General features: G+C 62.0%; 25 protein-coding genes. 14 read left to right on the top strand and 11 right to left on the bottom strand.

Features of this window, described 5'->3' with window-relative positions; translation table 11 throughout:
* Positions 1 to 1,284, bottom strand: a complete 1,284-nt coding sequence (locus JJ889_RS13175) for a dihydroorotase family protein (RefSeq protein ID WP_291895835.1) — start codon at positions 1,282 to 1,284, stop codon at positions 1 to 3.
* Positions 1,281 to 2,243: an aspartate carbamoyltransferase catalytic subunit gene (locus JJ889_RS13170; protein WP_291895833.1), complete on the bottom strand. Its 963-nt coding sequence runs from the start codon at positions 2,241 to 2,243 to the stop codon at positions 1,281 to 1,283. Before JJ889_RS13170 ends, JJ889_RS13175 begins: the two co-directional genes overlap by 4 nt.
* A 113-nt stretch (positions 2,244 to 2,356) precedes the next feature.
* Between JJ889_RS13170 and JJ889_RS13165 the strand changes: the two genes are divergently transcribed.
* On the top strand, positions 2,357 to 2,869 hold the full coding sequence (locus JJ889_RS13165; RefSeq protein WP_291895830.1) for a GNAT family N-acetyltransferase: 513 nt from the start codon (positions 2,357 to 2,359) through the stop codon (positions 2,867 to 2,869).
* Between the two features lie 60 nt (positions 2,870 to 2,929).
* Complete coding sequence (locus tag JJ889_RS13160) at positions 2,930 to 3,856, top strand: MBL fold metallo-hydrolase (protein WP_291895828.1); 927 nt, start codon at positions 2,930 to 2,932, stop codon at positions 3,854 to 3,856.
* Here JJ889_RS13160 and JJ889_RS13155 read toward each other — a convergent pair.
* The gene (locus JJ889_RS13155; RefSeq protein WP_291895826.1) at positions 3,853 to 4,767 is read right to left on the bottom strand and encodes an AEC family transporter; all 915 of its coding nucleotides are present in this window, start codon (positions 4,765 to 4,767) and stop codon (positions 3,853 to 3,855) included. The two genes, JJ889_RS13160 and JJ889_RS13155, sit on opposite strands and share 4 nt — an antisense overlap.
* Positions 4,764 to 5,219 carry a Holliday junction resolvase RuvX gene (gene ruvX / locus JJ889_RS13150; RefSeq protein WP_291895824.1) on the bottom strand — a complete coding sequence of 152 codons (456 nt, stop codon included), beginning with the start codon at positions 5,217 to 5,219 and terminating at the stop codon, positions 4,764 to 4,766. Before ruvX ends, JJ889_RS13155 begins: the two co-directional genes overlap by 4 nt.
* A gap of 201 nt (positions 5,220 to 5,420) precedes the next feature.
* Here ruvX and gatC point away from each other — a divergent pair, with 201 nt between their 5' ends.
* The 7 genes from gatC to JJ889_RS13115 are packed head-to-tail and all read left to right on the top strand — an operon-like array spanning position 5,421 to position 10,813.
* Entirely contained in the window at positions 5,421 to 5,708 is a 288-nt protein-coding gene (gene gatC / locus JJ889_RS13145) for an Asp-tRNA(Asn)/Glu-tRNA(Gln) amidotransferase subunit GatC (protein ID WP_291895822.1), read from the top strand.
* A 3-nt stretch (positions 5,709 to 5,711) separates the two neighbouring features.
* The gene (locus tag JJ889_RS13140; RefSeq protein WP_291895821.1) at positions 5,712 to 6,206 is read left to right on the top strand and encodes a GNAT family N-acetyltransferase; all 495 of its coding nucleotides are present in this window, start codon (positions 5,712 to 5,714) and stop codon (positions 6,204 to 6,206) included.
* Positions 6,207 to 6,212: 6 nt separating this feature from the next.
* On the top strand, positions 6,213 to 7,685 hold the full coding sequence (gene gatA / locus JJ889_RS13135; protein ID WP_291895820.1) for an Asp-tRNA(Asn)/Glu-tRNA(Gln) amidotransferase subunit GatA: 1,473 nt from the start codon (positions 6,213 to 6,215) through the stop codon (positions 7,683 to 7,685).
* Between the two features lie 4 nt (positions 7,686 to 7,689).
* Positions 7,690 to 8,667: a DUF2806 domain-containing protein gene (locus JJ889_RS13130; RefSeq protein WP_291895819.1), complete on the top strand. Its 978-nt coding sequence runs from the start codon at positions 7,690 to 7,692 to the stop codon at positions 8,665 to 8,667.
* The gene (locus tag JJ889_RS13125) at positions 8,667 to 8,963 is read left to right on the top strand and encodes a hypothetical protein (protein ID WP_291895818.1); all 297 of its coding nucleotides are present in this window, start codon (positions 8,667 to 8,669) and stop codon (positions 8,961 to 8,963) included. Before JJ889_RS13130 ends, JJ889_RS13125 begins: the two co-directional genes overlap by 1 nt.
* Positions 8,960 to 10,450: an Asp-tRNA(Asn)/Glu-tRNA(Gln) amidotransferase subunit GatB gene (gene gatB / locus JJ889_RS13120; RefSeq protein ID WP_291895817.1), complete on the top strand. Its 1,491-nt coding sequence runs from the start codon at positions 8,960 to 8,962 to the stop codon at positions 10,448 to 10,450. The genes JJ889_RS13125 and gatB overlap by 4 nt, the downstream gene beginning before the upstream one ends.
* A 57-nt stretch (positions 10,451 to 10,507) precedes the next feature.
* A complete protein-coding gene (locus tag JJ889_RS13115; RefSeq protein ID WP_291895816.1) occupies positions 10,508 to 10,813 on the top strand; it encodes a biopolymer transporter ExbD in 306 nt (101 codons plus the stop codon).
* A 439-nt stretch (positions 10,814 to 11,252) separates the two neighbouring features.
* Here JJ889_RS13115 and JJ889_RS13110 read toward each other — a convergent pair whose 3' ends face one another.
* Both JJ889_RS13110 and JJ889_RS13105 read right to left on the bottom strand, forming a co-directional pair.
* Complete coding sequence (locus JJ889_RS13110) at positions 11,253 to 11,891, bottom strand: hypothetical protein (RefSeq protein ID WP_291895815.1); 639 nt, start codon at positions 11,889 to 11,891, stop codon at positions 11,253 to 11,255.
* A gap of 52 nt (positions 11,892 to 11,943) precedes the next feature.
* Complete coding sequence (locus JJ889_RS13105) at positions 11,944 to 12,891, bottom strand: 2-oxoglutarate and iron-dependent oxygenase domain-containing protein (RefSeq protein ID WP_291895814.1); 948 nt, start codon at positions 12,889 to 12,891, stop codon at positions 11,944 to 11,946.
* A gap of 196 nt (positions 12,892 to 13,087) precedes the next feature.
* Between JJ889_RS13105 and JJ889_RS13100 the strand changes: the two genes are divergently transcribed.
* Positions 13,088 to 14,680: a hypothetical protein gene (locus tag JJ889_RS13100; protein WP_291895813.1), complete on the top strand. Its 1,593-nt coding sequence runs from the start codon at positions 13,088 to 13,090 to the stop codon at positions 14,678 to 14,680.
* 163 nt (positions 14,681 to 14,843) lie between these two features.
* Complete coding sequence (locus JJ889_RS13095; protein ID WP_291895812.1) at positions 14,844 to 15,116, top strand: hypothetical protein; 273 nt, start codon at positions 14,844 to 14,846, stop codon at positions 15,114 to 15,116.
* 1,335 nt (positions 15,117 to 16,451) lie between these two features.
* On the opposite strand, the gene JJ889_RS13090 is transcribed toward JJ889_RS13095, so the two are convergent.
* On the bottom strand, positions 16,452 to 17,183 hold the full coding sequence (locus JJ889_RS13090; protein ID WP_291895811.1) for a polysaccharide biosynthesis/export family protein: 732 nt from the start codon (positions 17,181 to 17,183) through the stop codon (positions 16,452 to 16,454).
* A 136-nt stretch (positions 17,184 to 17,319) separates the two neighbouring features.
* Here JJ889_RS13090 and JJ889_RS13085 point away from each other — a divergent pair, with 136 nt between their 5' ends.
* The 3 genes from JJ889_RS13085 (at position 17,320) to JJ889_RS13075 (ending at position 20,782) form a co-directional block, all read left to right on the top strand.
* On the top strand, positions 17,320 to 18,837 hold the full coding sequence (locus tag JJ889_RS13085) for a hypothetical protein (RefSeq protein WP_291895810.1): 1,518 nt from the start codon (positions 17,320 to 17,322) through the stop codon (positions 18,835 to 18,837).
* A 65-nt stretch (positions 18,838 to 18,902) separates the two neighbouring features.
* The gene (locus tag JJ889_RS13080) at positions 18,903 to 19,523 is read left to right on the top strand and encodes a hypothetical protein (RefSeq protein ID WP_291895809.1); all 621 of its coding nucleotides are present in this window, start codon (positions 18,903 to 18,905) and stop codon (positions 19,521 to 19,523) included.
* On the top strand, positions 19,520 to 20,782 hold the full coding sequence (locus tag JJ889_RS13075) for an O-antigen ligase family protein (RefSeq protein ID WP_291895808.1): 1,263 nt from the start codon (positions 19,520 to 19,522) through the stop codon (positions 20,780 to 20,782). The genes JJ889_RS13080 and JJ889_RS13075 overlap by 4 nt, the downstream gene beginning before the upstream one ends.
* Here JJ889_RS13075 and JJ889_RS13070 read toward each other — a convergent pair.
* Genes JJ889_RS13070 through JJ889_RS13055 form a run of 4 tightly spaced genes read right to left on the bottom strand, consistent with a single transcriptional unit; the run spans position 20,779 to position 24,843 of the window.
* Positions 20,779 to 21,684: a glycosyltransferase family 2 protein gene (locus JJ889_RS13070; RefSeq protein WP_291895807.1), complete on the bottom strand. Its 906-nt coding sequence runs from the start codon at positions 21,682 to 21,684 to the stop codon at positions 20,779 to 20,781. The genes JJ889_RS13075 and JJ889_RS13070 overlap by 4 nt on opposite strands.
* Positions 21,681 to 22,448 carry a polysaccharide deacetylase family protein gene (locus tag JJ889_RS13065; RefSeq protein WP_291895806.1) on the bottom strand — a complete coding sequence of 256 codons (768 nt, stop codon included), beginning with the start codon at positions 22,446 to 22,448 and terminating at the stop codon, positions 21,681 to 21,683. Before JJ889_RS13065 ends, JJ889_RS13070 begins: the two co-directional genes overlap by 4 nt.
* Complete coding sequence (locus tag JJ889_RS13060; protein ID WP_291895805.1) at positions 22,448 to 23,389, bottom strand: glycosyltransferase family A protein; 942 nt, start codon at positions 23,387 to 23,389, stop codon at positions 22,448 to 22,450. The genes JJ889_RS13065 and JJ889_RS13060 overlap by 1 nt, the downstream gene beginning before the upstream one ends.
* The gene (locus JJ889_RS13055) at positions 23,386 to 24,843 is read right to left on the bottom strand and encodes an oligosaccharide flippase family protein (RefSeq protein ID WP_291895803.1); all 1,458 of its coding nucleotides are present in this window, start codon (positions 24,841 to 24,843) and stop codon (positions 23,386 to 23,388) included. The genes JJ889_RS13060 and JJ889_RS13055 overlap by 4 nt, the downstream gene beginning before the upstream one ends.
* Positions 24,844 to 24,874 lie beyond the last annotated feature (31 nt).

Genomic DNA, 24,874 nt, shown 5'->3' with positions numbered 1-24,874 from the left:
TCACCCGTTATAGTTGTGAATCGATTGTCCGTCGACGAAAGTTTGTGCCACGCGTCCGATAAAGCGGCGTCCGGACCAGGCGCTATTCCCGCGCGGAGACTGGAAATCATCGGGATTACAGACCCATGGCTTGTCGCCATCGATCAGAACCAGGTCCGCCGGAGCACCGGTGCTCAAGCGCCCCTGGGGCAGGCCCAGAAGGTCGGCAGGGCCGATGGTCAGCGGGCGCAGGGCCTCGACCAGGCTGAGCTCCTCGTCATGAACGAGGGCCAGCAGCGAGGCCAGCAGCGTTTCCAGGGCGAGCGTACCCGGAATGGCAAGCGCGAAGGGTTCGCCCTTGTCGTCGAACGGGGTGGGGCGGTGGTCGGAGACGATGGCATCAATCTCGCCATCGGCGATGGCAGCGACCAGGGCACGCCGATCATCTTCCAGACGCAGGGGTGGATCGATCCGGAAAGCGCTGTCGAGCCCTCCGGCGTCTACCTCGTTGAGCGTCAGATGCGCGATAGCGCAAGTCGCGGCGATCTCGATATCGCGCTTGCGGGCATCACGGATAGCAGCCAGGCCGTCCGCGGTGGAGACGCGGTCCACCATCAGCTTGCCGCCGGACAGGGCGGCGATCGATGCGGCCCGGTCGATGGCGATGCGCTCGGCCATGGTCGGTTCGGACGGCAGGCCGAAACGCGCGGACCAGTCGCTTTCGGTCGCGACGGCACCACGGCTGAGGCCCGGTTCGGCCGCGCGCAGGGCGAGCCACAGGTCAAACTGACTGGAATAACTCAGCACCCGGCGCAGGACACGACTGTCTGCGATGGTGTGGTCGCCATTGGAGACATAGGCCGCGCCGGCTTTTGCCATCAGGCCGATCTCGGCCATGTTCTCGCCCGCGAGATCCTGGGTGGCGGCTGCTGCGGAAAGGACGCGGATCCCATGCTGGCCGAGGCTGCGGGTCATACCGGCGAAACCGCCTGCGGTCTGCAGCGGCGAGTGATCATTGGGGGCCAGAACCACGGTTCCGAAACCGCCCGCAGCGGCGCCTGCAGCAAGGCTGGCCTGGTTTTCACCATCCGGGGTAAGAGCGGGCTCCTTGGAGGCACGCAGATCGATCAACGCTGGCGCCAGGATCTTTCCGCCCGCATCGACGATGTCGTCAGCAGAATTCAGATCGAGTTCTTCGCCGATCTGGGCGATCAGCCCGTTCTCGACGAGGACGCCACCGGGGCCGTCATAATCGCTCGCCGGGTCGACCAGACGCGCATTGGTGATCGCGAAACTTGAACTCATGCCGCGGCCTCCTTGCGGATATTGGCACCGATCAACTCCAGCACAGCCATGCGGACGGCGACACCGTTTTCCACTTGCTCCATGATCACCGAACGGTCCGGGTCATCGGCGAGCTTGGTGTGGATCTCGACCCCGCGGTTCATCGGGCCGGGATGCATGATCAGCACGTCGGGCTTGGCGCTTTTGATGGTCTCGTGGCTGAGGCCGAAGAGGTGGAAGAATTCGCGGCCGGACGGAATGAAGCCGCCGGACATGCGTTCCTTCTGCTGGCGCAGGGCCATGATGGCATCACAATCGGTGACGGCGTCTTCCAGCTCGTGGAAGACATCCACGCCCCACTGATCAATATCAGTCGGCAAGAGCGTGGGCGGGGCACAGACGCGGATATCCGCGCCCAGCATTGACAGGAGACCGATATTCGAGCGGGCAACGCGGCTGTGCAGGATATCGCCGATGATCAGGATGCGGCGCCCGCCGACCGAACCCCAGTGACGGGTCATGGTGAAGACGTCGAGCAGGCCCTGGGTCGGGTGCTGGTGCATGCCATCACCGGCATTGATCACGGAGAGGCCGGTGCGCTCGGCCAGGAATCGTGGAGCGCCGGTCGCGGAGTGGCGCACCACCATGATGTCCGGCTGCATGGCGGCCAGTGTGCGCGCCGTGTCAGAGAGGCTCTCGCCCTTGGAGGCAGAGGAGTGGGCGATGGCGAAATTGACCACATCGGCGCCAAGCCGTTTGGCAGCCATCTCGAAACTGCCCTGGGTCCGGGTCGACGCCTCGAAAAACAGGTTCAGCACCGTCAATCCCTTCAGGGCGTCGGAAGACTTGTCCGGCGTCCTGTTGATCGCGCGCCAGTGTTCGGCACGTTCAAAGATCAGGGAAATATCAACGGGGTTGAGATCAGCCACCGAAACCAGGTGGCGGTGCGGGAAATCATAGGAGAATGCCGCGCGGGTCATCCTGCCTCCCAAGTCACAAAGGCCCAAAAATGTTTGCGGCGGTATAGGGAACGTTGCGCTGGGAGGCAAGAGCGGCCACATCTTTTGGCGAGGATTTGAAAAGGGGTCGAGACATGCCAACCATTCGCCCGATGACGAGCGCTGACGCGGACGCCGTTCTGCAGATCTACCAGGAAGGCATTGATACAGGTCACGCCACTTTTGAACGGGATCCCGCCGACTGGGCGAAGTTTGATGCAGGCAAGCTGGCCAGACCCCGACTGGTTGCGCAGGGCGACAGCGGGGATGTGCTCGGCTGGGCCGTCCTCAGCCCGATGTCCTCGCGCTGTGTCTATGGCGGTGTGGCCGAGTTGACGATTTATATCGCCGCGGCAGCGCGCGGTCAGGGGATCGGCAAGGCCTTGCTGATGGCGCTGGTCGAGGCTTCGGAAGCGGAAGGGCTGTGGACGCTGGTCGCGGGTATCATGCGGGAGAACGAAGCCTCCATCCGTCTTCACGAGGCCTGTGGGTTCGAACTGCTGGGCTATCGCAAACGTATCGGCAAAATGGGTTTTGGCCCGATGAAGGGAAAATGGCGTGATATCGCCTGGATGGAACGCCGCAGTGAGGTGGTGGGGGTGGGTTGATCAGTTCGCGCCACCGCGCTTCGGCTTGACCGTTCGCAGTGAGCGGCGCACCTTCCCGGCATGTTGTCTGTCGCACTATCGCTTGCGCTCATAGCTGCTGAACCTGCAGTGCTAACCTGCACGACTGAACTCGTGGTGCTGGGCGTCGCCCAGGATGGTGGCGCTCCGCAATTTGGCAATTCCGCTGACCCGGCCTGGAGCAATCCCGAGCTGAGGCGACTGGCGACTTCGCTGGGGGTGGTCAATCACGACACAGGCCAGCGCCTGCTGTTCGAAGCCACGCCCGACCTGCGGGAACAGCTTTATCGGCTGGATCAGGTGATGATGACAGAGGCGCGGCCCGGTCTGGATGGAATCTTCCTGACGCATGGCCATATGGGCCATTACACGGGCCTGATGTTCCTGGGTTTCGAGAGCATGGGCGCCCAGGGTGTTCCCGTTTTCGCGATGCCGCAAATGGCGCAATACCTGTCGACCAGCGGGCCCTGGGAACAGCTGGTTCGGTACGGCAATATCGCCTTGCAGGATCTGCGTGAAGGTGAGGGCGCTGACGTAGCCGGATTGACGGTGACCCCCTTCCTAGTGCCGCATCGCCAGGAATATACCGAAGTGGTCGGGTTCAGCATCGACGGACCGGATCGTTCCGCCCTGTTCCTGCCCGATATCGACAGCTGGGAGGAATGGGATGAAGAGGGCACACGCATCGAGGACATGATCGCCTCGGTCGATGTGGCCTATCTGGACGCGACGTTTTTCGCCAATGGGGAAATTCCCGGGCGCGATATGAGTGGTTTCCCGCATCCGTTCATCACACACTCAATGGCGCGGTTTGCCGATCTGCCGGCGACGGAGAAGGCCAAGGTGCGCTTCATCCATTTCAACCACACCAATCCGGTGCGCTTTCCCGACAGCCCCGAGCGTCAGCAGGTGCTGGATGCCGGCTTCGGATTGGCGGATGAAGGCGAGCGCTATTGCCTGGGCGACTAGCCCAACAGCCAGAGCCAGAACGGGATGGTGATGAAGCAGAACAGGGCGGACGCTGTGATGTCGCCGGCGGAGTAGGGCGCGTCGCCGCCCATCTGCTTGGCCAGCACATAGGCGGAGGCTGCACCGGGCGAGGCACCGGTCAGCAGGAGCACGGTCAGGGCAACCCCTTCAACGCCCAGCGCAAGGCCAAGTCCATAGAAGACGAGCGGCGCGATCATCAGTTTCAGGAAAACCGACAGGCCGAGCAGGCGCGGACGCGCTTTCATCGCCGTGAAATTGAGCCCGGCCCCGACGGCCAGCAGGATCAGTGGCAGGGCGGCCTGGCCCATCAGGTGGATCGTGTCCCAGGCTGGTTCGGGAATTGGTATGTCGAGCACATTGACCAGCCCACCGGCGCCGGATCCGAGAATCAGCGGGTTGGTGAGGATGCGATAGATGACCGAACGCCAGTCCGGCTTGGCGCCATCGCCCCAGACGGATAACGCGGCCACGCACTCCATGTTCACCAGCGGGATAGAGGCCGCCATGATCAAGGCGACCAGGACTTCACCCTCGGTGCCGAACATCGCGATGGCAATAGCCAGGATCAAAAGGCCGTTCCAGCGGCAGGTCGCCTGGAACAGGCTGGTATAGGTCGGGCCGGGGATATTGAGCAGGGGGCGGATGGCCAGTGTAATGGCCGCCATGCCCAGAAAGCCCCCCACGGCTGCCAGCATGAACGGGCCCAGCTGGATGGAGCTGAGATCGGCTCTGGCGATGGATGTGAACAGGATGGCGGGAGAGAGGCCGAGATAGGCGAGGCGGGAGATCGGCCCCCAGCTGCTGTCGGGCAACAAGCCCGAGCGGCGCAGGAGCCAGCCGACAAAGATCACACCGAATACGGGCAGCAGGGCAGTCGCGATCGAACTCATTCGCCGAGCATCTCCAGTCTGTCGAGCGCGCTTTGAAGGATGTTCGCCGCCGCGTGAGCATCGATGATGTCCTTGCGCTTGTCGCGGCGGACGCCGGCGGAGATGAGTTTTTCCTGCGCCTCGAAGGTTGAGAGGCGTTCGTCCTGGAAGGCGACCGGCACGTCGCGGATCTGGCAGAGATTGCGCGCCATGGCGCGGGCGGACTGGGCGCGCGGGCCTTCCGATCCGTCCATGTTTACAGGCAGTCCGATAACAATCGCCTCGGCCTCGCGTTCGTCATAGAGCTGGAAGACCCGGTCGGCGTCCTGGCGAAACTTGGTGCGCTTGATGGTTTCCACCGCCATGGGAATACCGCGCGAGGCACCACAGGCAGCAACACCGATTGTCTTGGTTCCCGGGTCCAGGGCGATCAGGGCGCCCTCGGGCAATTCTGCGAGTTCGAGAATGGGCATGGCGTCTGTCTACGCCGATTTGTCGGGCACGCAAGCCGGGCGCTTGCAAACCCGCTTTGCGAATGGTTGCCGCCCGGTCGGGCGAAAATGCACAAAAGACCAGCATTTCGCAGGCAAATACCCGCTGAGCCGCGCCTCTTTCTTGCACCAGCGAAATCGCCTTGCTACTCACTCCGCTTCGACTATCCGGAGTGATTTCCAATGTCCGTGACCGCTGACGACGTACGCCGCATTGCGCGGCTGGCGCGCATTGCCGAGCCTGAAGACCGGCTGGATGCCCTGACGGGTGAACTGAACGGGATCCTGAACTGGATCGAGCAACTCAATGAGGTTGACGTGGAGGGCGTTGAAGCCATGACCACGCCGGTCAAATTCCCACTGCCGCAACGCGTGGATAACGTCACTGATGGTGATTGTCGCGAGCGTGTGCTTGCCAATGCGCCGAAGTCCGATGAGGGCTTCTTTGTCGTGCCGAAATCTGTCGAATAGGCCGTGACGGCCCGGATCGACATATGCCGCGAGGACCCGACCTCGCCAGACGCCAGGGCGCTGATTGACGAGCTCAATGCGACGATGCTTGACATCTACCCGCCGGAGCACTGCCATCACATGCCTGCGGAAACGCTGGCATCGAACGGCGCGTGTTTCCTGATTGCGCGTTCGGGCGATAAGGTGCTGGGCTGTGGGGCCGGTGTGCCACTGGACAAGGATCGTGTGGAGCTGAAACGCTTTTTCACGCGTCCCGCCGCACGGCGCAGTGGTGCCAGCCGCGCCATCCTTTCCCGTGTCGAGAACTGGGCCCGTTCCGAGGGCTATTCCAAACTGGTGCTGGAAACCGGATCGCGCTCCGACGCAGCGATCGCGCTCTACACCAGTCACGGCTTTGCGCCCTGCGACGCCTTCGGTGAGTACCGCGCCACCGAAGACAATGTGTTTTACGAAAAATCGATTGCCGGCGAGACCGCTGGCTCAGACAAGATCGGATAAGCTCAAATGAGTGATCTTCTCAAACTTTCCCTCGATGAGGTGACGACCAAGCTGAAGGCCAAGGAGGTCTCGGCGACCGAGTTGGCCAAAGACGCCCTGGCAGCCGCACAGGCCGCACAACCGGCGCTGAATGCCTTCACGGCGTTTGACGAGGACAAGACGCTGGCCATGGCGGCGGCGTCCGACGAGAAGCTGGCCAAGGGTGAGGGCGGTCTGATTGAAGGTGCGCCGATCGCCATCAAGGACCTGTTCGCGGTTGAAGGCGTCTCCACGACGGCCTCCTCGAACATCCTCAAGGATTTCAAGCCGACCTATGAGTCTACTGTGACATCCACCCTGTGGGGCAATGGCGGTGTCTTCCTGTGCAAGACCTCTATGGACGAGTTCGCCATGGGCTCCTCCAACGAGACGGCCAATACCGGCCCGGTCAACAATCCCTGGACGGGTGCCAATGGTGAGATGCTGACCCCGGGCGGGTCTTCCGGCGGTTCTGCGGCCGCTGTCGCAGCAGATCTCTGTTTCGGCGCCACCGGCACGGATACCGGCGGTTCCATCCGTCAGCCGGCGGCCTTCACCGGTACGGTTGGCGTCAAGGCGACCTATGGGCGGACGTCGCGCTGGGGCACGATTGCCTTTGCGTCCTCGCTGGATCACCCGGGTCCGTTCGCCAAGACGGTCAAGGACAGCGCGATCATGCTGCAGGCCATGTCCGGGCATGATCCCAAGGATTCCACCTCGCTGCCGAACGACGTTCCGAACTTCGTTGCGGCCTGTGGCCAGTCCGTGAAGGGTCTCAAGATCGGTGTTCCCAAGGAATATCGCGTCGATGGCATGCCGGAAGAGATCGAGAAGGCCTGGCAACAGGGTATCGAGTGGCTCAAGGCTGCTGGCTGCGAGATTGTCGACATCACCCTGCCGCACACGAAATACGCTCTGCCGGCCTATTACATCGTGGCGCCGGCCGAAGCGTCGTCCAATCTCGCACGTTATGACGGCATGCGTTACGGCCTGCGTGAAGAGGGTGAAGACCTGACGGCCGTCTATGAAAACACCCGCGCGGCCGGTTTCGGTCACGAGGTCCAGCGCCGCATCATGATCGGCACCTATGTGCTGTCGGCCGGATATTATGACGCGTATTACCTGCGCGCCCAGAAAGTGCGCACGCGCATCCTCGAGGATTTTGACAAGGCCTTCCAGACCGTCGATGCCATCCTGACGCCCTCGGCACCGTCTGCGGCCTTTGCGCTGGGCTCCAAGTCCGATGATCCGATCGCGATGTATCTCAATGACGTCTTCACGGTGACCGCAAACCTGGCCGGTGTACCGGCGATGTCGGTTCCGGCGGGCACGGACAAGGATGGCCTGCCGCTGGGGCTGCAGATCATTACCCGCGCCCTGGACGAGGAAACCATGTTCAAGGTCGGCCACGCCATCGAGGATGCGGCCGGCTTCAACGCCAAACCGGAGAAGTGGTGGTAGGTCGATGGCCGAACAGGCGCATTCCATAAACTGGCAAGGCCTGCTGGACCTGCCCGATCCTGTGAAGGAACGGGCGGCGAAGGCGATTGGCCGGACCATTGGTGTGCCGTGGTCGTCCGAGATCGAGGAGACGGCGGTCGTCCTCGCGCAGTTTGCCTCCGGCGAAAAGGTTGACGAAAAGCTCGGTGTCGAGGTGCTCAAGGTCGTCGAGGCCGACCAGGCCGTGCTGGGACGGGCATCGTCGCGCATGCTGTCTGAAGCGGTGCTGACCCAGTCCAATCGCGAGATCATTGCGGCCATGGCCGCTGACCAGCTGCTGACCGGCGCGGATGCCCGCGACGCCTCTGAAGGACAGGTCGAGGAAGGCTGGTTGCTGACCTTTGCCGCGCGGGCCGAACGTACGGTCGATCCGGTGATGCGCCGTGTCTGGGCGGCTTGCCTGGCACAGGAAATCCTTCATCCGGGTGCGATCTCGACGAGCCTGCTGGCGACCCTCTCCAAGCTGGGGCAGCGCGAGCTGGGCCTGATCAACAAGTATGCCTCGCTGATCATCTCCAGTGATTTCATTCCGGTCGATGAAAGCGATCTGGGGCAGTTGAAATCCCTGTTTCACCTGCAATCCCTGGGTTTTGTCAGTGGCGCGGGCACGCCGTTCCGCCGCCAGGGCAAGCTGGACGAGGATGGTGTCTTCTGGGTGCCGGTGGGTGACGAAGCCTTGGTGGTCCAGGGCAAGGCCGGGCAGGACTGGAGCCTGGGCGGCGTGTTCGCCTCGGACAATCTTCTCGCCCTGGCCAAGGTGCTCGATATCCAGCCTCAACGCGAGGCGCTGATCAATATCGCGCGGCAATTCTTCCGGCTCGACTGGAAGAAGGAAGTCATGCGCGCCAAATGGACCCGCGATGGTGACCGCGTGAGCTTCGAGGCCATCGAGATCTATCACAAGGAACCGCCGCAGGGCGCCGTCGTGGAGAAGGTGGGCTGATGGACCAGAAAAACCCGACCCAAAACCCGACCCCAAACCCTCCAAGCGCGCTCAAACTGGCGCGACCCAGCTTTCTGGTCGGGGCACTCTTGCTGCTCGCCGGGGCGCTGGTCTATCGCGACATCGTGGTGCTGGAACCCAAGGTGATCTGGACCATCGTGCTGATGGTGCCGGGTGCCGGTTTTGTACTTTTCGGCCTGACCGTAACGGCAGCCGGACGAATTCTGACGGCCGCGCAGGCTGTCCCCGAAGATGAACGTCCCACATGGGATGACGACGAGGAAGACGAGAGATGAGCAATACCTATACCATTGCTGGCGCAACCGGTGACTGGGAGATCGTTATGGGGCTGGAGATCCACGCCCAGGTCGTCTCCAATGCCAAGCTCTTCTCCGGTGCGGCGACGGCCTTTGGCGCGGCACCCAATACCCAGGTCTCCCTGGTCGATGCGGCCATGCCGGGCATGCTGCCGGTGATCAACCAGCACGTGGTTGAACAGGCTGTGCGCACGGGCCTGGGGCTCAATGCCGAGATCAATCTCTGGTCCCGTTTTGACCGCAAGAATTATTTCTATCCGGACCTGCCGCAGGGCTACCAGATCTCCCAGTTCCAGTACCCGATCGTCGGCGAAGGCGAGATCGAGTGTGAGCGGGATGACGGCTCGCGCTTCAAGGTGGGCATCGAGCGTCTGCACCTGGAGCAGGATGCCGGCAAATCCATCCACGACCTGGACCCGAGCCACACCTATGTAGATCTCAACCGGTCCGGTGTGGCGTTGATGGAGATCGTCTCCCGTCCGCATATCCGCTCGCCCGAGGAAGCGTCTGCCTATGTCTCCAAGATGCGCACCATCGTGCGTTATCTCGGCACCTGTGGCGGTGACATGGAGAAGGGCCAGCTGCGCGCCGACGTCAATGTCTCGGTGTGCAAGCCCGGCCAGTACGAGAAATTCCGCGAAACCGGTGATTTCTCTCATCTCGGCACGCGCTGCGAGATCAAGAACGTCAACTCCCTGCGCTTTATCCGCCAGGCGATTGAATACGAGGCCAAGCGCCAGATCGATATCATCGAGGAGGGCGGCACGATCGACCAGGAAACACGCCTGTTCGACGCCAATACCGGTGTGACGCGGTCCATGCGTTCCAAGGAAGAAGCGCATGACTATCGCTATTTCCCGGATCCCGACCTCCTGCCGCTGGAACTCCAGCAGGACTGGGTCGACCAGATCCGCGCGAACCTGCCGGAATTGCCGGACCAGAAGCGCGAGCGTTTCAAGTCCGAGCTGGGCCTGTCGGAATATGATGCCAGCGTGCTGGCGGCCGACAAGGACCGCGCCGATTATTTCGAGACAGTGGCCGAGGGCCGCGATGCGAAACTGGCGTCCAACTGGGTCAATAACGAGCTTTTCGGTCGCCTGAACAAGGAAGGCATGGGCATCAATGACAGCCCGGTCTCTGCGCAGCAGCTCGGCGGCCTGGTGGCCCTGATCAAGGACGGCACGATTTCCGGCAAGATCGCCAAGGACGTGTTCGAGATCCTGTGGTCTGAAGGCGGTGACCCGGCGCAGATCGTGGAAGATCGCGGCCTGAAACAGGTCACTGATACCGGCGCCATCGAAGCCGTCATCGACCAGCTCATCGCGGACAATCCGGACCAGGCGGCCTCCGTCAAGGAGAAGCCGAAAGCCATGGGCTGGTTTGTCGGCCAGGTGATGAAAGCCATGCAGGGCAAGGCCAACCCGCAAGCGGTGAACCAGATCCTCAAGGACAAGCTGGGACTCTAGGTGGTTCGCAGAATTCTTTTATTCGCGGCCGGGATCATCCTCCTGAGCGGGGTGTTGGTGGCGACGGTGGTTCTGGCGACGTATCATAGTGAGGCTGGCGTCAGTCTGGCCCCGCCACCAGCTTCGGATGTGACCCCGGAGTGTGGGGAATTGCTGGAACTTCGTGTCACCGAGCAGGGCGAATTCCTGGTCGATGAGGAGAGTTTCACGGAGGCTTCGGCATTGGCGGAGAGAATCGCCTCCCAAACGCCCGAGGTTTGCGTTCTCGTGCTCGCGCGTGATGAAACTCCGCATGGCGCGGTGGTTCAGATCTGGGATGAATTGATGGTCCGTGCTGTGCGCGCGTCACTTGCGCGTGAATGATTGAGCGCTCCAACCGCTAGATCGTCAAAATCGTATGAGCGCCATTCCTGAATATCGTTATTCATGAGGGTGTTGTAACGTCCGTGTTAGCGAACGAGTAATACAACCCAGAGATAGTTTCGCGTGCAGACGGGGGGGTGAACCAATCCCGCTGCCGGTATTTCAGAAATGCCCACTCAAGGAGGCACGTGCATGGGGCACGTGCCTCTTTTTTCGTTTGGATCATGCGTTGCTCGGCAACAACACATCTTGTCATCCCGGCCGGATGCCCCGCGGACGCGGGGCGTAGAGCCGGGACCCATCAGTCCGCGCCAAGGATCCCGGATCTCCAGCCGGGTCAGGCCCGGCTCTCCGTTCGGGATGACAAGCTTAGTGATCGGAATTCATACTTGATCGACAGGTCGCAGGCTTCGACGTGCGTTGCTGTCAGATCAGATCGTCACCAGTTCCGAACGTAGTGATGGCCCGTGACACGCCATTTGCCGGCTTCGTCTTTTTCAAGCATCAGCAGGATTTGGCTTGGGAGAGGCGTCGAGGAGAAACTGGCGCCTTCGAGAAAACTCTCACCCTCCAAACCCAGGCCCATGATGGCCATTTCCCGCGTCTCGGACACGTAGATGTTGGTCGGCTTGAACAGAACATATTGTTCGTGTGAGAGCGGACGTCGATTTTTGTGGGTGAAGACCCATCCGATGGCGTCGATCGCTTCCCACCCGGGCAAACGATCAAATCGACACCCGGCCAGCGATGTGGCGGGCAAGCGCTCGAACGGCGTTTCGATCAGTGAATTCGAACGGTCATGGTGGGTGGTAAAGGGCGTTTCAGACCAATCCGACCAGTTGGGCGGCTCCAGGGTGACATCGCTCAGCACATGGGAGAGGGCGAGTAGCTGGCTTGGTTCTCCAGGTGGCTGATCGTTGAGATCGCGAGGCAAATCCTCGAGCACGGCCCCGGCGATCTGGCATTGCAACGCGGTGGACCGGGGTGTGATCGCGGAACGGCCCACAAGACCAACAATCGATACGACAAGTATCAGCGCGACGGCGGTCGCAATGGGAAGGCGGTGTCGGTGTGACATCTTTCACAGGTGGTAATGACTGCGGCCATCCGCAACTGTCATCTCCCCCGACCTACATCAAACCGATTTCTTTCAGGCGCTGGAACAGGAATTCGTGCGCCGTGATCGGCTCGGCTGGTTCAACGCCTTCGCGCTCGCAGCCGGGCAGGGTCTCGATGAGATAGTCCGGGCGATAGTGCAGGAAGAAGGGCATGGAATAACGCGAGTGCTCGGTGCGCGCACCCTTGGGATTGATCACGCGGTGCTGGGTCGAGGGCAGGATGCCATTGGTCGAGCGGGACAGCATGTCGCCCATATTTACGGCCAGACAGCCGGCCGGCGGGTTCATGTCGACCCACTCGCCTTCGCGTGTCATCACCTGCAGGCCCGGCTCGTCGGCGCCCAGCAGCAGGGTGATGGTATTGATATCGCCATGGGCCTCGGCGCGGATGGATCCACCCGTATCGCCCTGGACCGGCGGGTAGTGCAGCAGGCGCATGACCGAATTGCCGTCGCGAACCGTGTCGGCAAAGAAATCCTCTTCCAGGCCCAGATCTGTGGCGATGGCGCGCAGGACATCACCGCCCAGCGCGTCAAAGGCGGAATAGAGCTTGTGGATGACCTCTTCCCATTCCGCGATCTCTTCGGGCATCACATTCGGCGCCATGTCTTTTTCATAGGGGTGACCGGCGGGCAGGTCGCGACCGACATGCCAGAACTCCTTGAGGTCGACATGCTGCGCATCCTTGGCGATTTCCTTGCCAAAGGGCGTGTAACCGCGCGCGCCGCCGCCGTTCTCGATGAAATACTTCATCTTGGTCTCTTCGGGCAGGGCAAAGAATTTCGCGGCAACCTCATAGGCGCGATCGATCAGGTCCTGGTCCAGGCCATGGTCCGAAATGGCGGCAAACCCGTATTCCCGAAAACTCTTGCCCAGCTCCTTCGCGAAGGCTTCCGGATCGGTTTTCTGCAGGGACATGGATACGGGCGGAAAGCGGTTCAGGCTGTCGGTAGCGGTCATGGATCAGGTCTCGTCTTTTTGTGTGTGCCCTGCTTAGGTCTTTCGCGGCGAACTGCCAAGCGCTGTAACGTCGCAGGCACAGTTGGCGGGCGTGTGTGTCACAGCCGGGGATAAAACTTCGCCTGTGGGGCTAACGCGCTTGCATCGTCCGCGCGAGTATTCAAATCTCCGCTCCAGGGGGAAATGGGGGTTTTGAATGGCGTCGGACGCCACCAGCGACAATAGCGCAAGGGGCGAGGATCGCTCCGGCCGCGCGGAGACCTTCCGTCGCGCCGGGCTGACCGAGGCGGAATCACGCCGGCTCGCTCGTATCGAGGAATACGTCAATGACCGCGGGCGCTTCTGGGAAGCGTCGCCCTTTGGCATGGTGATGTGGCTGATCTGGAGACTCCTGTTCAAGGGCTTCCAGACGGCGCTGCTGCTGGCTGCAATCGGGGCCTCAGTCTGGTTTGCTGCGCGCATTCTGGACGATATGGGCGGGCTGAGGGTGGTCGCATCAGCACCGGCAGATCTTGAAGCACGAATCGAGACGGCCTTTGCCGCCTCCCGTGCGCCCGGTGATGATGCCTATGACGTCTGGGTGGAGGAGCTGGCCGACGCCATCAATGGCGATATCCGTCGGCGTCCGGACCTGGACCGGTTTGCCGGCTGGGCCCAGGCGGGGCCGTACTGGCTGGGCGAGGAAGCCCTAGCGCTGCGCCTGCTGGCCGCCGGCCGCGACCCGGCCGAGCTGGACGCGGAATTGCGTGCCTTGCCGCCGCAGGAGCGCGAGCGCCGCCTCGATGGCGTCATCGACGCACAATTACAGCAGGCCGAGATTCGCGGGCTGGAACCGGCCGCGGTCATCTTTGCCCCGGCCAATATCCTGGACCGATACGAACGCTCGCGCCTGGTCTGGGAAATCTCGGCCGCGCCGATCGATGATTTTTTCCGTGCCAGCCAGCAGGGCCAGCTCGAGCTGTCGACCCTGTCCGGACTGGTGACCCATTATCGCAGCGATACACGCCTCTATTCCGGTGTGCGCCATCTGGTGATCCAGCTGTGTCTGGCGCCCATGGCGCAAGACGCCTTTGCCGAACCGTGTACGGCCAGCATCATACCGCGTGGCCAGTTTGATCCCTTCCTGTTGTCACTTTCCGCCCTGGAAGCGGGCATGGTGGATCTGGGGCGCGATACCGGCGCTGCGCGGGCCGGGGCGTCCATCCTGCGCGCGGGTTATGTGGCCGGACGTTTGCCGGTCAGCCTTGAGCAGGAATTGCGAGCGTTGTTCGAAACCCATCTGCCCCAGGAGGCGCTGGTCGCCAGCCTGAGAGATGCTGGCTTCCGGCCGGACCTGGCCTTTGCCGCGCCGCGCCGTGAAGAAGACCGCATCAATCGCATCCATACCGGACAGCGCTCCAATCTGGCTGCTCTGGGCAGTGCGCTGGCGGAACTGGCCGATATCCGGCTCGATCACACCGCCCGGGTCACCACACGCATGGTAAGCGGTATCTATCAAATTGAAGATATCGGGCGTTTGTCGGTTCTGCTCGATGCGGTCGGACCGGCGGTCCTGGCGATGCAGTCGCGCCTCGGCCAGGAGATGTATTCCGTGCTCGATGTGGTGGAGGAAAGAGGCGAGGCGGACCAGGCGGATTTGCGCGGTCTGGCCCTGTCCCTGCTGGCCGGATTGATCATCCTCCTGCTGAACCTCGTGCGCCTTTCTACAGAGCCCCTGGTGCGCAATGCCGGGCGGGTGCGCCTGGTGGATGCCTATCTCAGTCGTTTATTCTTGGGAAAGAAAAGCTAACGCATTTAAAGGTTTAAGGCGGAATATTTCTTTGTCCTCTTAACCTTAATGCAATTCTCTTTGCTCAAAGTCCAACTCGTTCGAAGGGCATTCGGACAGGATGGTGGCGCAAACAGAGGACCCAAAAGGGCCGTGTTTGCCGAGTAGTACAGGGGAAGACGCAATGGCGTTCACTGATGTTGAAACCGCACAGGCCCACGAAGCCGTTTCCACGGATCCGACGGGCGAAGATCTCTGCAAGCTGGGAATTCTGTATTCCACGGGACAAGGTGGCGAGATCGATTACATCGAAGCTCACAAGTGGTTCAATCTGGCCGCACTGATGGGTTCCGAGCCGGCGAAATACTATCGCCAGGAAATTTCCGACCAGATGTCCAATCTCGACATTGCCAATGCGCAGAAGGCTGCGCGCGAGTGGCTCTCGACCCGCCACTAGGGCGGATCACACCACTCTGTCCGAATATCCGGCAGGTCGGGGAGGCCTGCCGGGCCCGGACACTCAAAAATACCAGAAATATGCCGCGATAGCTGTGTGAGCAGGTCTCTAAGGCCTGTATCTGACCAGCTCAAGTCGCGATCAGGTGTCATGCCGCGGGGAGGCTCTTGTCTCTTGGCCGCGCATGCAGACAGCCTTGCCTGACGGGTCACCAGAGCCCGCAAAGTCTCCGTTCCGCGCCCAGGGTGGCGGCGGATGTGCCGGTTGGCGTAGAGACGGATCTGGGAATGTGGGAAAGTGGTATACAGCTAGAGGTGAGGAGCTAACGAATGTGCCTCCGTGTTCTCTGGCTGTGTTAAAGGCCTTCCGCCGTCGGAGGTGGCCAGGCCATGGGAGGTGTGTGTCTGTTTGACGGGAGGCGATCCCAGGTTCGTTTTTAAGGCGCTGTACGGATGATAGAATTTTTGTTTGCAATAGGAGCATCGTTTCAAACTGCATTGAGCTCTCAAGCTGGAGGTTTTGAGGCGGACATCTGTTCAGACTATACCCCGACGATTTCCGAACTGCACCCAATCTCCGCTCGCCTCTCGGAGGTCGATGTTGTGCTGGTGGGCGAGGTCCACGGCCGTGCAGCAGCACCTTGTCTGGTAAAGCATCTGTTGGGAACTTCACTGGCTAGTGGTCTATCAACCGCTCTGGCGCTTGAGCTTCCAAACAACACGTCAATTGAGAACGCAAGGGCCCAGACGGAACCGCCAGAAATAATCGATGCACTGTCGCAAATACCATTCTGGACAAGTCCACCATTCGACGGTCGTCAATCTGTAGCGTGGCTAGATCTAATACTTGCAGCCTCTTCCGAGCAACGCTGGGTGCCTGTGCGTTTTGTGTCCCCCAGTACGGAGGCCGATAGTGTAAGCCAGAGTTACAAGAGGGATGTCATGACTGATGGTATTTACTCTCTTCGAAGCTCGCTTCCAGCGGGTGGGGTGGTAATCGGCCTCGTGGGGAATAACTGGACAAGAAATACATCAGTATGCGAGTCCCTTGGAAGTCTGGGTCTTCGCGTCCTGTGCATCGATGTTGTGCGCCAGAATGATCATTGCCAACAAACGGAAATAACATGGGAATTTGTTTCGCCCGCCTCCCATCGCCTGATCGCCGTTCCGGCAGATCGTGACTTCGTAGATTTCTACGCGAGAGTAACCTGTGACGTGCGTATGAAGCCTGCATTCTCAGGCTGACATCGGGCTTGCGGGTAAGCACCCGCAATAAAAGCGGAGATAAAAATCTTTGCCGGCGCGAAAGTCGGTCGGTCAGGGCCAGCAGAAGCCATCAATTATTCGTAATCGCGTCCGCGATCGCGTAGGAAAATGCCTGGTCGAGCGGCAGGATGCCCGACACATATTGTTCAACAAAAACATTGATTTCCGCCACGGTGGAGCGGGGCACGAAGATGATGTCGTGGCGGCGCAGCTGGACGCGGTCAGCGCCCGGGCGGCCGTCCAGGGCATCGTGGAGATTGACGGTGCGCATCATCAACGCGCCGCCGGGCTGGCGGCGCAGGACGACGACATCGCCGCGCGCGGCCGTGTTGCGGAAACCGCCGGCCCGCATGACGGCTTCAAGCGCGCCGACCGGGCCGGTCATCTCGACCAGGCCGGGCGTGTTGACCTCTCCGCCAACAATGATGTTTTGCGGGCCCAGGGCGGCGCGGCGCACTTCCACGATCGGATTGACCAGCACGTTTTGCGCATAGGCGTCGGCGATCACATTGGCGATCTCGAAATCGGTGCGATTGGCCACCATGACATTGCCGATCAGGGGCAGGGGCACACGCCCGTCCGGCCCGATGGCAACGGTACGGTTTAGCTCGCTGGCGGAATGCACAACCACGTCAATGCTGTCACCGGGGAAAAAGCGATAGGCGGGATCGGTCTCCTGCCAGCTCGCGAACTGGCGGCCTGACCAGGCCGGGTCCGTTTGGGGGGCGAGTGAACCCGAGCTGGCGCAGGCTGCCAGGCCGATTGAAACGGCAATTGCGAGGCCGAAACGAGAGGCACGCATAGAATATCCTCGGATCCACTGAACTTGCGTCCATTTCCACCTGTTTTGGATAAGAAAAAATTAAGCGGCTGAGACGCTTTATAAGCATATGAGTCGAGACCCTTATTCCAACGCCCCTCGCGGCGGGGATGAGCCATTGCGTGGCAGTGCCCGCAGTGACGGCCTCGACCTGTTCGATATCATTGCACTCGCCTGGGCCGAGCGTGGCTTCATTGTCGTTGTTTTTGCAGTGCTTTTCGCCATTGGTGTGGCCGCCTCGCTGACCCTGATCAAGCCGAGTTTCGAAGCGCAGTCGCGGCTCCTCGTCCTGCTGGAAAATGATCCGACCCCGGCGGCCGCCGGTGCGGGCGGAGCTTTCATGCTCGACCAGATCATGCAGTCGGAAAGCGAATTGCTCGGTTCCGGTGCTGTGCGGCGCCAGACCCTGGCGGCTCTGGGCCCTGAAACCATTCTGGGCGAACCGGTCTCCGGCAATGCCGATGGTGCGGCACTTCGTGCGCTCGGTTCCAGCCTGACGATTTCACGTGAGCCGTATTCCTCTGCGCTGGTCGCCAGTTACGAGGCCGGCAATGCGGACCAGGCGGCGCTGATCCTCAACGCGGTCGTGGATTCCTATCTGGCCTACCGCCAGGAAATCCTGGTCGAGGCCGGTATCGAGACCGTCACCGAACGCCGCCAACAGGCCGACCAGGCTGTGGCCGAGGCGCAGAGCGCGCTCGACGCTTTCCTGTCCACCCATTCGCTGGCCAATTTTGTCTCTGACAAGAGCGCGGCTGAAACCAGCGTCACCACCCTGCAGGACCGGGTGCGCACGGCGTCTGCGGATCGGGATGCGGCGCGGGCAGGGGCGCAGGCACTGGAAAACCGCCTCAACAATATCCCGGCCAATATCGAGCTTTATGTTGAAAACGGCGCGTCCACCCTGTTGCTGGACCGCCGGATCGAGCGCGAGCAATTGCTGTCGCGTTACCAGCCCGGCGCGCCGCCGGTTGTGGCCATTGAACGCGAGATCTCTGCCATTCAAAGTCTTTTGGATGCCGGTGGTGCGGAAGGTCTGGGCCAGCGTCGAACGGGCGTGAACCCGGTGCGCCAGGCGCTGGAAACTGAACTGGCTACCCGCCGCGCCAATGCCAACCAGGAAGCCAATCGGGTTGCTGTCTTTGAGCGCCAGCTGGGCGAAGCCCAGGGCGATGTCAGCCGGCTGCGCGGTCTGGAACCGGAATACACACGCCTTGCCCAGGACGTCACCGCTGCCGAGGAAACCGCTGCTGGTTTTGCCGCGCAGGAAGCTGTTGCCGCCGCTCGCCGTTCGCTCGGCCCGGGTGCTGCTGATGCGGTGCGGGTATTTGATCGTGCGACACCGCCACTGCGTGGCTCGTCCATGAAGAAGCTCGCCCTGATGGCCGCCTTTGTCTTTGCCGCCGGCGTGGCGGTCTTCCTCGGCCTGATCAAGGGATATTGGCGGGCCTATATCGCAGCCCGGCGTCCCGCCCAGCGACACGCGCCGACGCAGGCGGTGAACCAGGCCGCGGCGCCGCGCTACCGCGAGCCTCAGCCCGTACAGCCGGTCGGGGCCCCAGCACGCCCGGACCCGCTCGGTGAGGCGCTGGTGGGATTGCCGGTGCTCGCGCGCATCCCGGACCGCTCCGCGTAAGCGCCGCGTTAACCACGCCAGAGGCAGATTGGAATCTGAAACGATTCTCCAGGTGAGTAGCGGTCGTGAACCTGTCGTCCGACATGAGTGCGCTGATTGATCAGCTTGAGCCCATCAGCCGGCCTTCCGGTCTGGGGCGTGTATTGATGGTCATGGGAACCAGCCGCGGGGCCGGGGCCTCGACTGTGGCCCGGGAAATTTCGCGCCTTAGCGCCGTGCGATCCACGCGCGGCGTCTGGCTGTTTGACCTGGACTTCAAGGCGAATGCGCAAGCCGAAGCCTGCCGGGTCAGAGCGGACGTGTTCGACCTTTCGCTGGGCCGTGAGACCCCCTGGGTGCTGGATGGCAATGCGCGACTGGTGGGGCGGCCATCCTCGGTCGACAAGCTGGTCGTGTCCAAGGTGGAACGCCGTGACGGGACCCGACTGCAGGCGGCCCTGCGGGGAGCGCCGGATTATTGGTCCGCTGTGCGCCAGTCCATCGATCTTGCTGTTATCGACGCACCGGGCCAGTCCCGCGCGCCCATGAACCTGGTCGCAGACATGGACGGGGTCATCCTTGTCGTGGATGCGCGTGCGGACAATTTTGATGGCCTGCACGCCCGCCGTGACGCCATCGAGGCGGCGGGCGGCGTTGTCGCCGGTGTCGTCGTCAACCGGGCAGGAGCCCATCGGAGCGCGGCATGAGCCGGGTTGCTATCCAACATCCACCCTTTCTCCAGCGTTTCACTGATGCTCCCGCGATCGGCTTTGCCCGCGCGGCGGAAGCCGGTCTGTGCATCCTGTTCATCTTCATGTTCTCTCAGGGGTTGATCGGGCCGGTTTTTGCCGATTCCGCCGATCCGGAAGGCTCTGCCCTCCTGCGCCTGATGTGGCTGCCGTTTTATGCCGTGACGCTGGTGATGATTGCCGCACGCCCGGGCGCGACCTTCCGCGTCATCGCATCCAGCCCCCTCCTGGTCGGGCTGGTCATGCTGACCATGGTCTCTGTGCTCTGGTCGCTGGCACCGGACGTGACGCTCAGGCGTTCCTTCGCCCTGATCATGACCAGCCTCTTCGGCTTCTGGTTCGCGGCGCGCTGGAGCTGGCGTGACGCCATTCTGATCATCGCGACGAGCTTTTTCATCCTGGCGATACTCAGCGTCATATTTGCCCTGGCGGTTCCCTCTATCGGCGTCGATCACGCCGTGCATGTCGGGGCCTGGAAGGGTATCTGGTGGGAGAAAAACTCGCTGGGCGCCATGATGGCCTGGGGCTCGGTCAGCGGATTTGCCGCTGCCCAGATCAATCCGGAACGTCGCTGGTTGTGGCGGTTCATGGCCGTCTTGTGCACGGCGCTCGTCCTGCTCTCGACATCCAAGACAGCGTTGCTGGCCTGGCTACTGGGCGTGGGCGGGATTGCCGGTATTGGCCTGTGCCGCCAGGGGTTCGGATTTGCGGCCATGACGCTGTGTTTGTCACTGACTGGTGCGGTACTGGCCGGCATGGCGCTCCTGATCGCACCGATCGAGGCGCTGGAACTGCTCGGCCGGGATGCCACTCTGACGGGCCGGACAGATATCTGGGTCGTGCTGGTCGACCAGATCCGCGCCGCACCATGGACGGGGTATGGCTATCGCGCCTACTGGGTGGCCGAGAGCGGGCCGGTGTTCTGGGTTCACCAAGAAACAGCCTGGGACGTGCCCACGGCGCATAATGGCTGGCTGGAAACCGCCCTGGCGATCGGTCTGCCAGGCGTGGTCCTGTTGGCGATGGTGTATTTCCGCGCGCTGGGACGGGGCCTGTCACGCCTGTTTCACGGGCAGGAAGTCTATTTCGCCCTGCCGTGGATCGCGATGCTGGGCCTCGTGAGTATTTCCGAGAGCAATTTCCTGCAGCAGAACGCGCTGAGCTGGACGCTGTTCGTCTTCGTGGCCGCCAAGCTGGCAGACCGGCGGGCCCGCTAGCCAAGGGCGGAGCTGCCGTAAAAGCGCGGCGCAAACCGGTCCTGCCAGAAGATTTTGCCCGCGGCCTGGGCGGACTTGTCGATAAAGCCGGCAGACAGGCGCGGGCTGAACAGGCTGGTCACTACGGCGAGTGGCGCAAAGATGGCGAACTGCGCCAGCCCGACAAGCATCCATTTCGCGACGCCAGCCCAATCCGGCCGGGCCTTGTTCGCACAATGCTGGCTCGGCCCCTGTCCGAATGAAAAGCTGCGCGAAAGCAGGTAGCGCCAGTTGGCCCGCGAGGGATCCACGCATTCGATCGCGCCCGCGCCTGCAGACCAGGCAAAACGCGCGCCTTGTTGTTCGAGCATGGCAAAAAACATGTCGTCTTCGCCCCCGGTCTCGTTGAGATGACGCGGAAAGGGCGTCTGGGGAAGGTCGAAGGCCGCCCGGTCCACAAGGGAATTGCCGCAGCCAAAGGGTTTGCCGAGAAGTTCATCGCTCGCAGCGCCTTCGCGGGAGTACAGCCGGTTGAGCAGGTGCAGGCGAAGGCCGCTGGCTCTGGGTGCCTGGGCCTGAAGGGGGCCGAACACGACCTGCGCGTCCAGTCGTTCCGCAGTGACCTTGAGCGCCTCCAGCCAGTTGGGCTGTGCGATTTCATCATCGTCCAGAAACGCAATGTACCGGCAATCTGTAGCCGCCAGTGCCGTGTTGCGGGCATTGGCGACACCCGGCTCGGCCTCGTGCACATAACGGACAGTCGCGGCGCCGAGTGCCTCGATAGCCTCGCGGGCTCCGCCTTCCGGCGAGTTGTCGACGACAATGATCTCGTCTGCCGGGCGTGACTGGGCGAGAGCGCTTTCCAGTGCGGCCATCAAGCCGTCCGGGCGTCGAAAGGTCGGGATAATGATCGCCGTGCTCATGCCGCGCTCCTCGTGATTGCTGCATAGGCGTCCCGAACGTTGAGGACCTGGGCGCCGCTGCGATCGATCGCGTCCAGGACGCGTTCGAAATCCTCCGGCGTACAACCCCATTCGGTCGGATTGGCCTGGACATCATGGGCGTAGAACACCAGCCAGCCAGGGTGCTGGGCGAGGGCTTCAGCGGCGTCCACCGCACGCTGGATACCGGCTTCGCCACCATCAATGCCGACAGCGGGAAGAAGATTGCGATCCGCGCGGCCACGCATGACACCCGGGCGTACACCACGCAGGGTCTGGAAACGCGAGGCCAGTGCCGTCTTGATGCCCGGTGCAGTCTCGCCATAGGGATAGGCAAAGGAGCTCAGCGGTTGTTTCAGCCCCAGTTCGCGCAGGGCGCGTTCATTGTGCTCGAGGCTGGTGATGACCTCTTCCGGGCTCGACTTGGCGCAGTCCAGATGTTCCCAGGTGTGACAGGCGATCTCATGCCCGGCGGATTCCAGCCGGTGCAGGTCGTCGGCATCAAACATCTCGCCGTGATGCGTTGTCTGCCCGACATAGCCGGCAGAGGCGTAATACGTCCCGGTCCAGCCGCGAGCTTCCAGCGCCTCAGCGCCCGCCGTCACGGCGGATTTCGGGAAATCATCAAAGCTGACAGAGACGATGGCGTGATCGAGATCGAGCTCGATTTCATCGCGCGCCAGAAAGCGCGAGATCTGTCGCGTGAAACGCGACTGCCAGCCGCCGGGAACATAGGGTGAGTTCATCAGATGACCTCCGCCGTCCAACTCGCACGCCACAGTTTAAGACCGAGTGTGCGCAGCCGCATGGGCGCTTGGTGATTGCGAGCCAGATTGGCCCAGACCGGACGCAGTGAGCGGCTGAACGGCACACGTCGGATCGCCCGCGCGGCCTTGGCTCCCGGCAGGTTTCTCAGGTCCGGGTGTTTCTCCAGCATGCGGGCATAGTTTGTTGCGCCTGCGCGGAACTTGTCGAGCAGGACCTCGACCGGTTGCAGGCCGTCATGCTGCGCAGGATTGTCGATATGTCCTAGCTTGTGCTGGCGGGAGGCGGCGACAGCCCAGTCCACATCTTCCCAGCCCCAGCCGACAAATCCGGTGTCGAAGGGCACATCCAGCATCAGTTCACGACGGGCCAGGAGATTGGACGAGCAGAAGGCGGTCGCGCCGACTTTTTCGCGGGCGGCGGCGTCACAGTGATCACTGGCGCTGGCCAGCGCGGCGTGTAGGGCGAGGTTCTGGTCTGCGTGCTGGGTCCGGGTTATGTAACCGCCGAAAATCGCGTCCAGCCCGCTTGTTTCCATGGCTTCCAGATAGGTTGCCAGGAAAGCATCATCGGTGGGGGCCATGTCGGCATCGAGATAGAGGATCCACTCGCCCCGTGCTTCGCGTGCCAGGATATTGCGACCATGGGCGCGGCCGACATTTTCCCGCGCACTGATCAGGCGCGCAGGTGCGGTGAGGGCACGGATTGTCCGGCCGGTCAGTGCGTTGAGATGGGTCTGCGAGCTGCAATCATCAAACAACAGGATCTCGATCGACTTGTCCGCACCGATCAGCGGATTGAGCGCGCGCACGAGGTCACCCGGATCATCATTGTAGAACGGGATCGCGATGCTCAACCGGACCTTCTGGTCGTGTTCGGAAGCGGCGTTGGCCAGTTCGGTATAGGAAACCGTCTTGCTCATGATTGGGTCTCGGTGCGCAGATTGAGTTTGTTGATGTCAGACAGCCAGATGCGACAGTCGGCGATGTTGAAGGCGTAGGCGGCGGCTGCGTAGACGACGGCCCCGGCCAGGGCCTTGCTGATGAGGGCAATCCAGGCAGTCTCAAAATCCGGCACGATGAAGACGCCGGAGGCCATGATCATGGTCGCCGTCGCTGCCTTCACCCAGTCGCCCCAGGGCAGGGGCAGAGGGAAGAGCTTGCGCCCGACAATGGCGCAGATGACCAGCGAGATCAGATAGGCGAGAACGGTCGCATAGGCGGCGCCAACAATGCCGAAGGCCGGGATGAAGAGGAGGTTGAGACCAAGGTTCAGCGCGGCTGCACCGGCCATCAATGCCGCCATGAAGCCGCTGCGACGGCGGATCGTGAAAGCCTCGTGGAAATAATAGGTCATCATGCCGTTGAGCAATCCGGACAATGCGATCCACGGCAGGATCACGGCGGCTTGCGACCGGACGCTTTCGCCGACGATGAGCGTTGTCAGCGGCTCGGCGACAAGGGCCAGGCCAGCGGCGGCAGGAAAGCTGATCAGCGCCATCAGGCTGGCGGCCTGACCGGCGAGTTTGCGGGCGACGTCCGCACCCTGGGTCTCAAAGGCCTTCAACGTCATTGGCCAGACGGCTGCTCCGAACCAGATGAAGATGATATCGAGCAGGCGGTCTGCAAGACCATAACCAGCAGCGTACATGCCCACGGCCCCCGAACCGAGGAAGGCAGCCAGCAGAAAACGATCGCCAACGGAAAGCAATTGCTCGAACACGAGCGAGAGCGAGACGGCAGAGCCATAACGTGCATAGGTCTTCGCGCGTGCAGGCTGGGCGCGCCCACCGCGGGCCCGGCGCAACATGACCGGCAGGTCAAAGACCAGGGCCACCAGTGCGGCAACGGCGGTGCCGATGAAGATACTGGCCGGACCCAGGTCCGTCAGTGCCAGCAGTCCGACACCGATCATGAAGCCCAGCATCAGATAGCTCGCCTCCAGCGCGGAATATCGCGCGACACCGCCGCCCGCCCGATGGGTTTCCAGACCGATTTGCAGAGCGGCTCTCGTGATCATCGAGACGGCGGCGAAGCTGAAGACGGCCTTCAGCGAATTGTCCAGCGGTGCAAGATGGATAGCCCCGAAAATCAGTGCACCACCGCCCACGGCCAGAAGGATGTAGATGCCATAGGCGGTTGCCAGGTGGTCACGCAGGCGCTTGCGGGCGTCCGCGCGTGCATGGAAACGCGCTACTGCGGCTTCCAGCCAGGTAAATGTCGCAATATGGGTCAGTGTCAGAGTGGCGAGTGTGAGAGCGTAGACACCATAGGCCTCGGCATCCATCAGTCGGGTGAAGACCGCGACCGATCCAAACCCCACAATGGCCTGGGCTACCTGTACCGGCATGTATCCCAGAAGATGTCGTCCAAGCATGGCACGCTCCACTCGCCTCAGGAGGGAAGTT

The sequence above is a fragment of the Maricaulis sp. genome (assembly GCF_017643475.1).
Classification (GTDB): Bacteria; Pseudomonadota; Alphaproteobacteria; order Caulobacterales; family Maricaulaceae; genus Maricaulis.
This window is presented reverse-complemented; position numbering and strand designations above follow the sequence as displayed.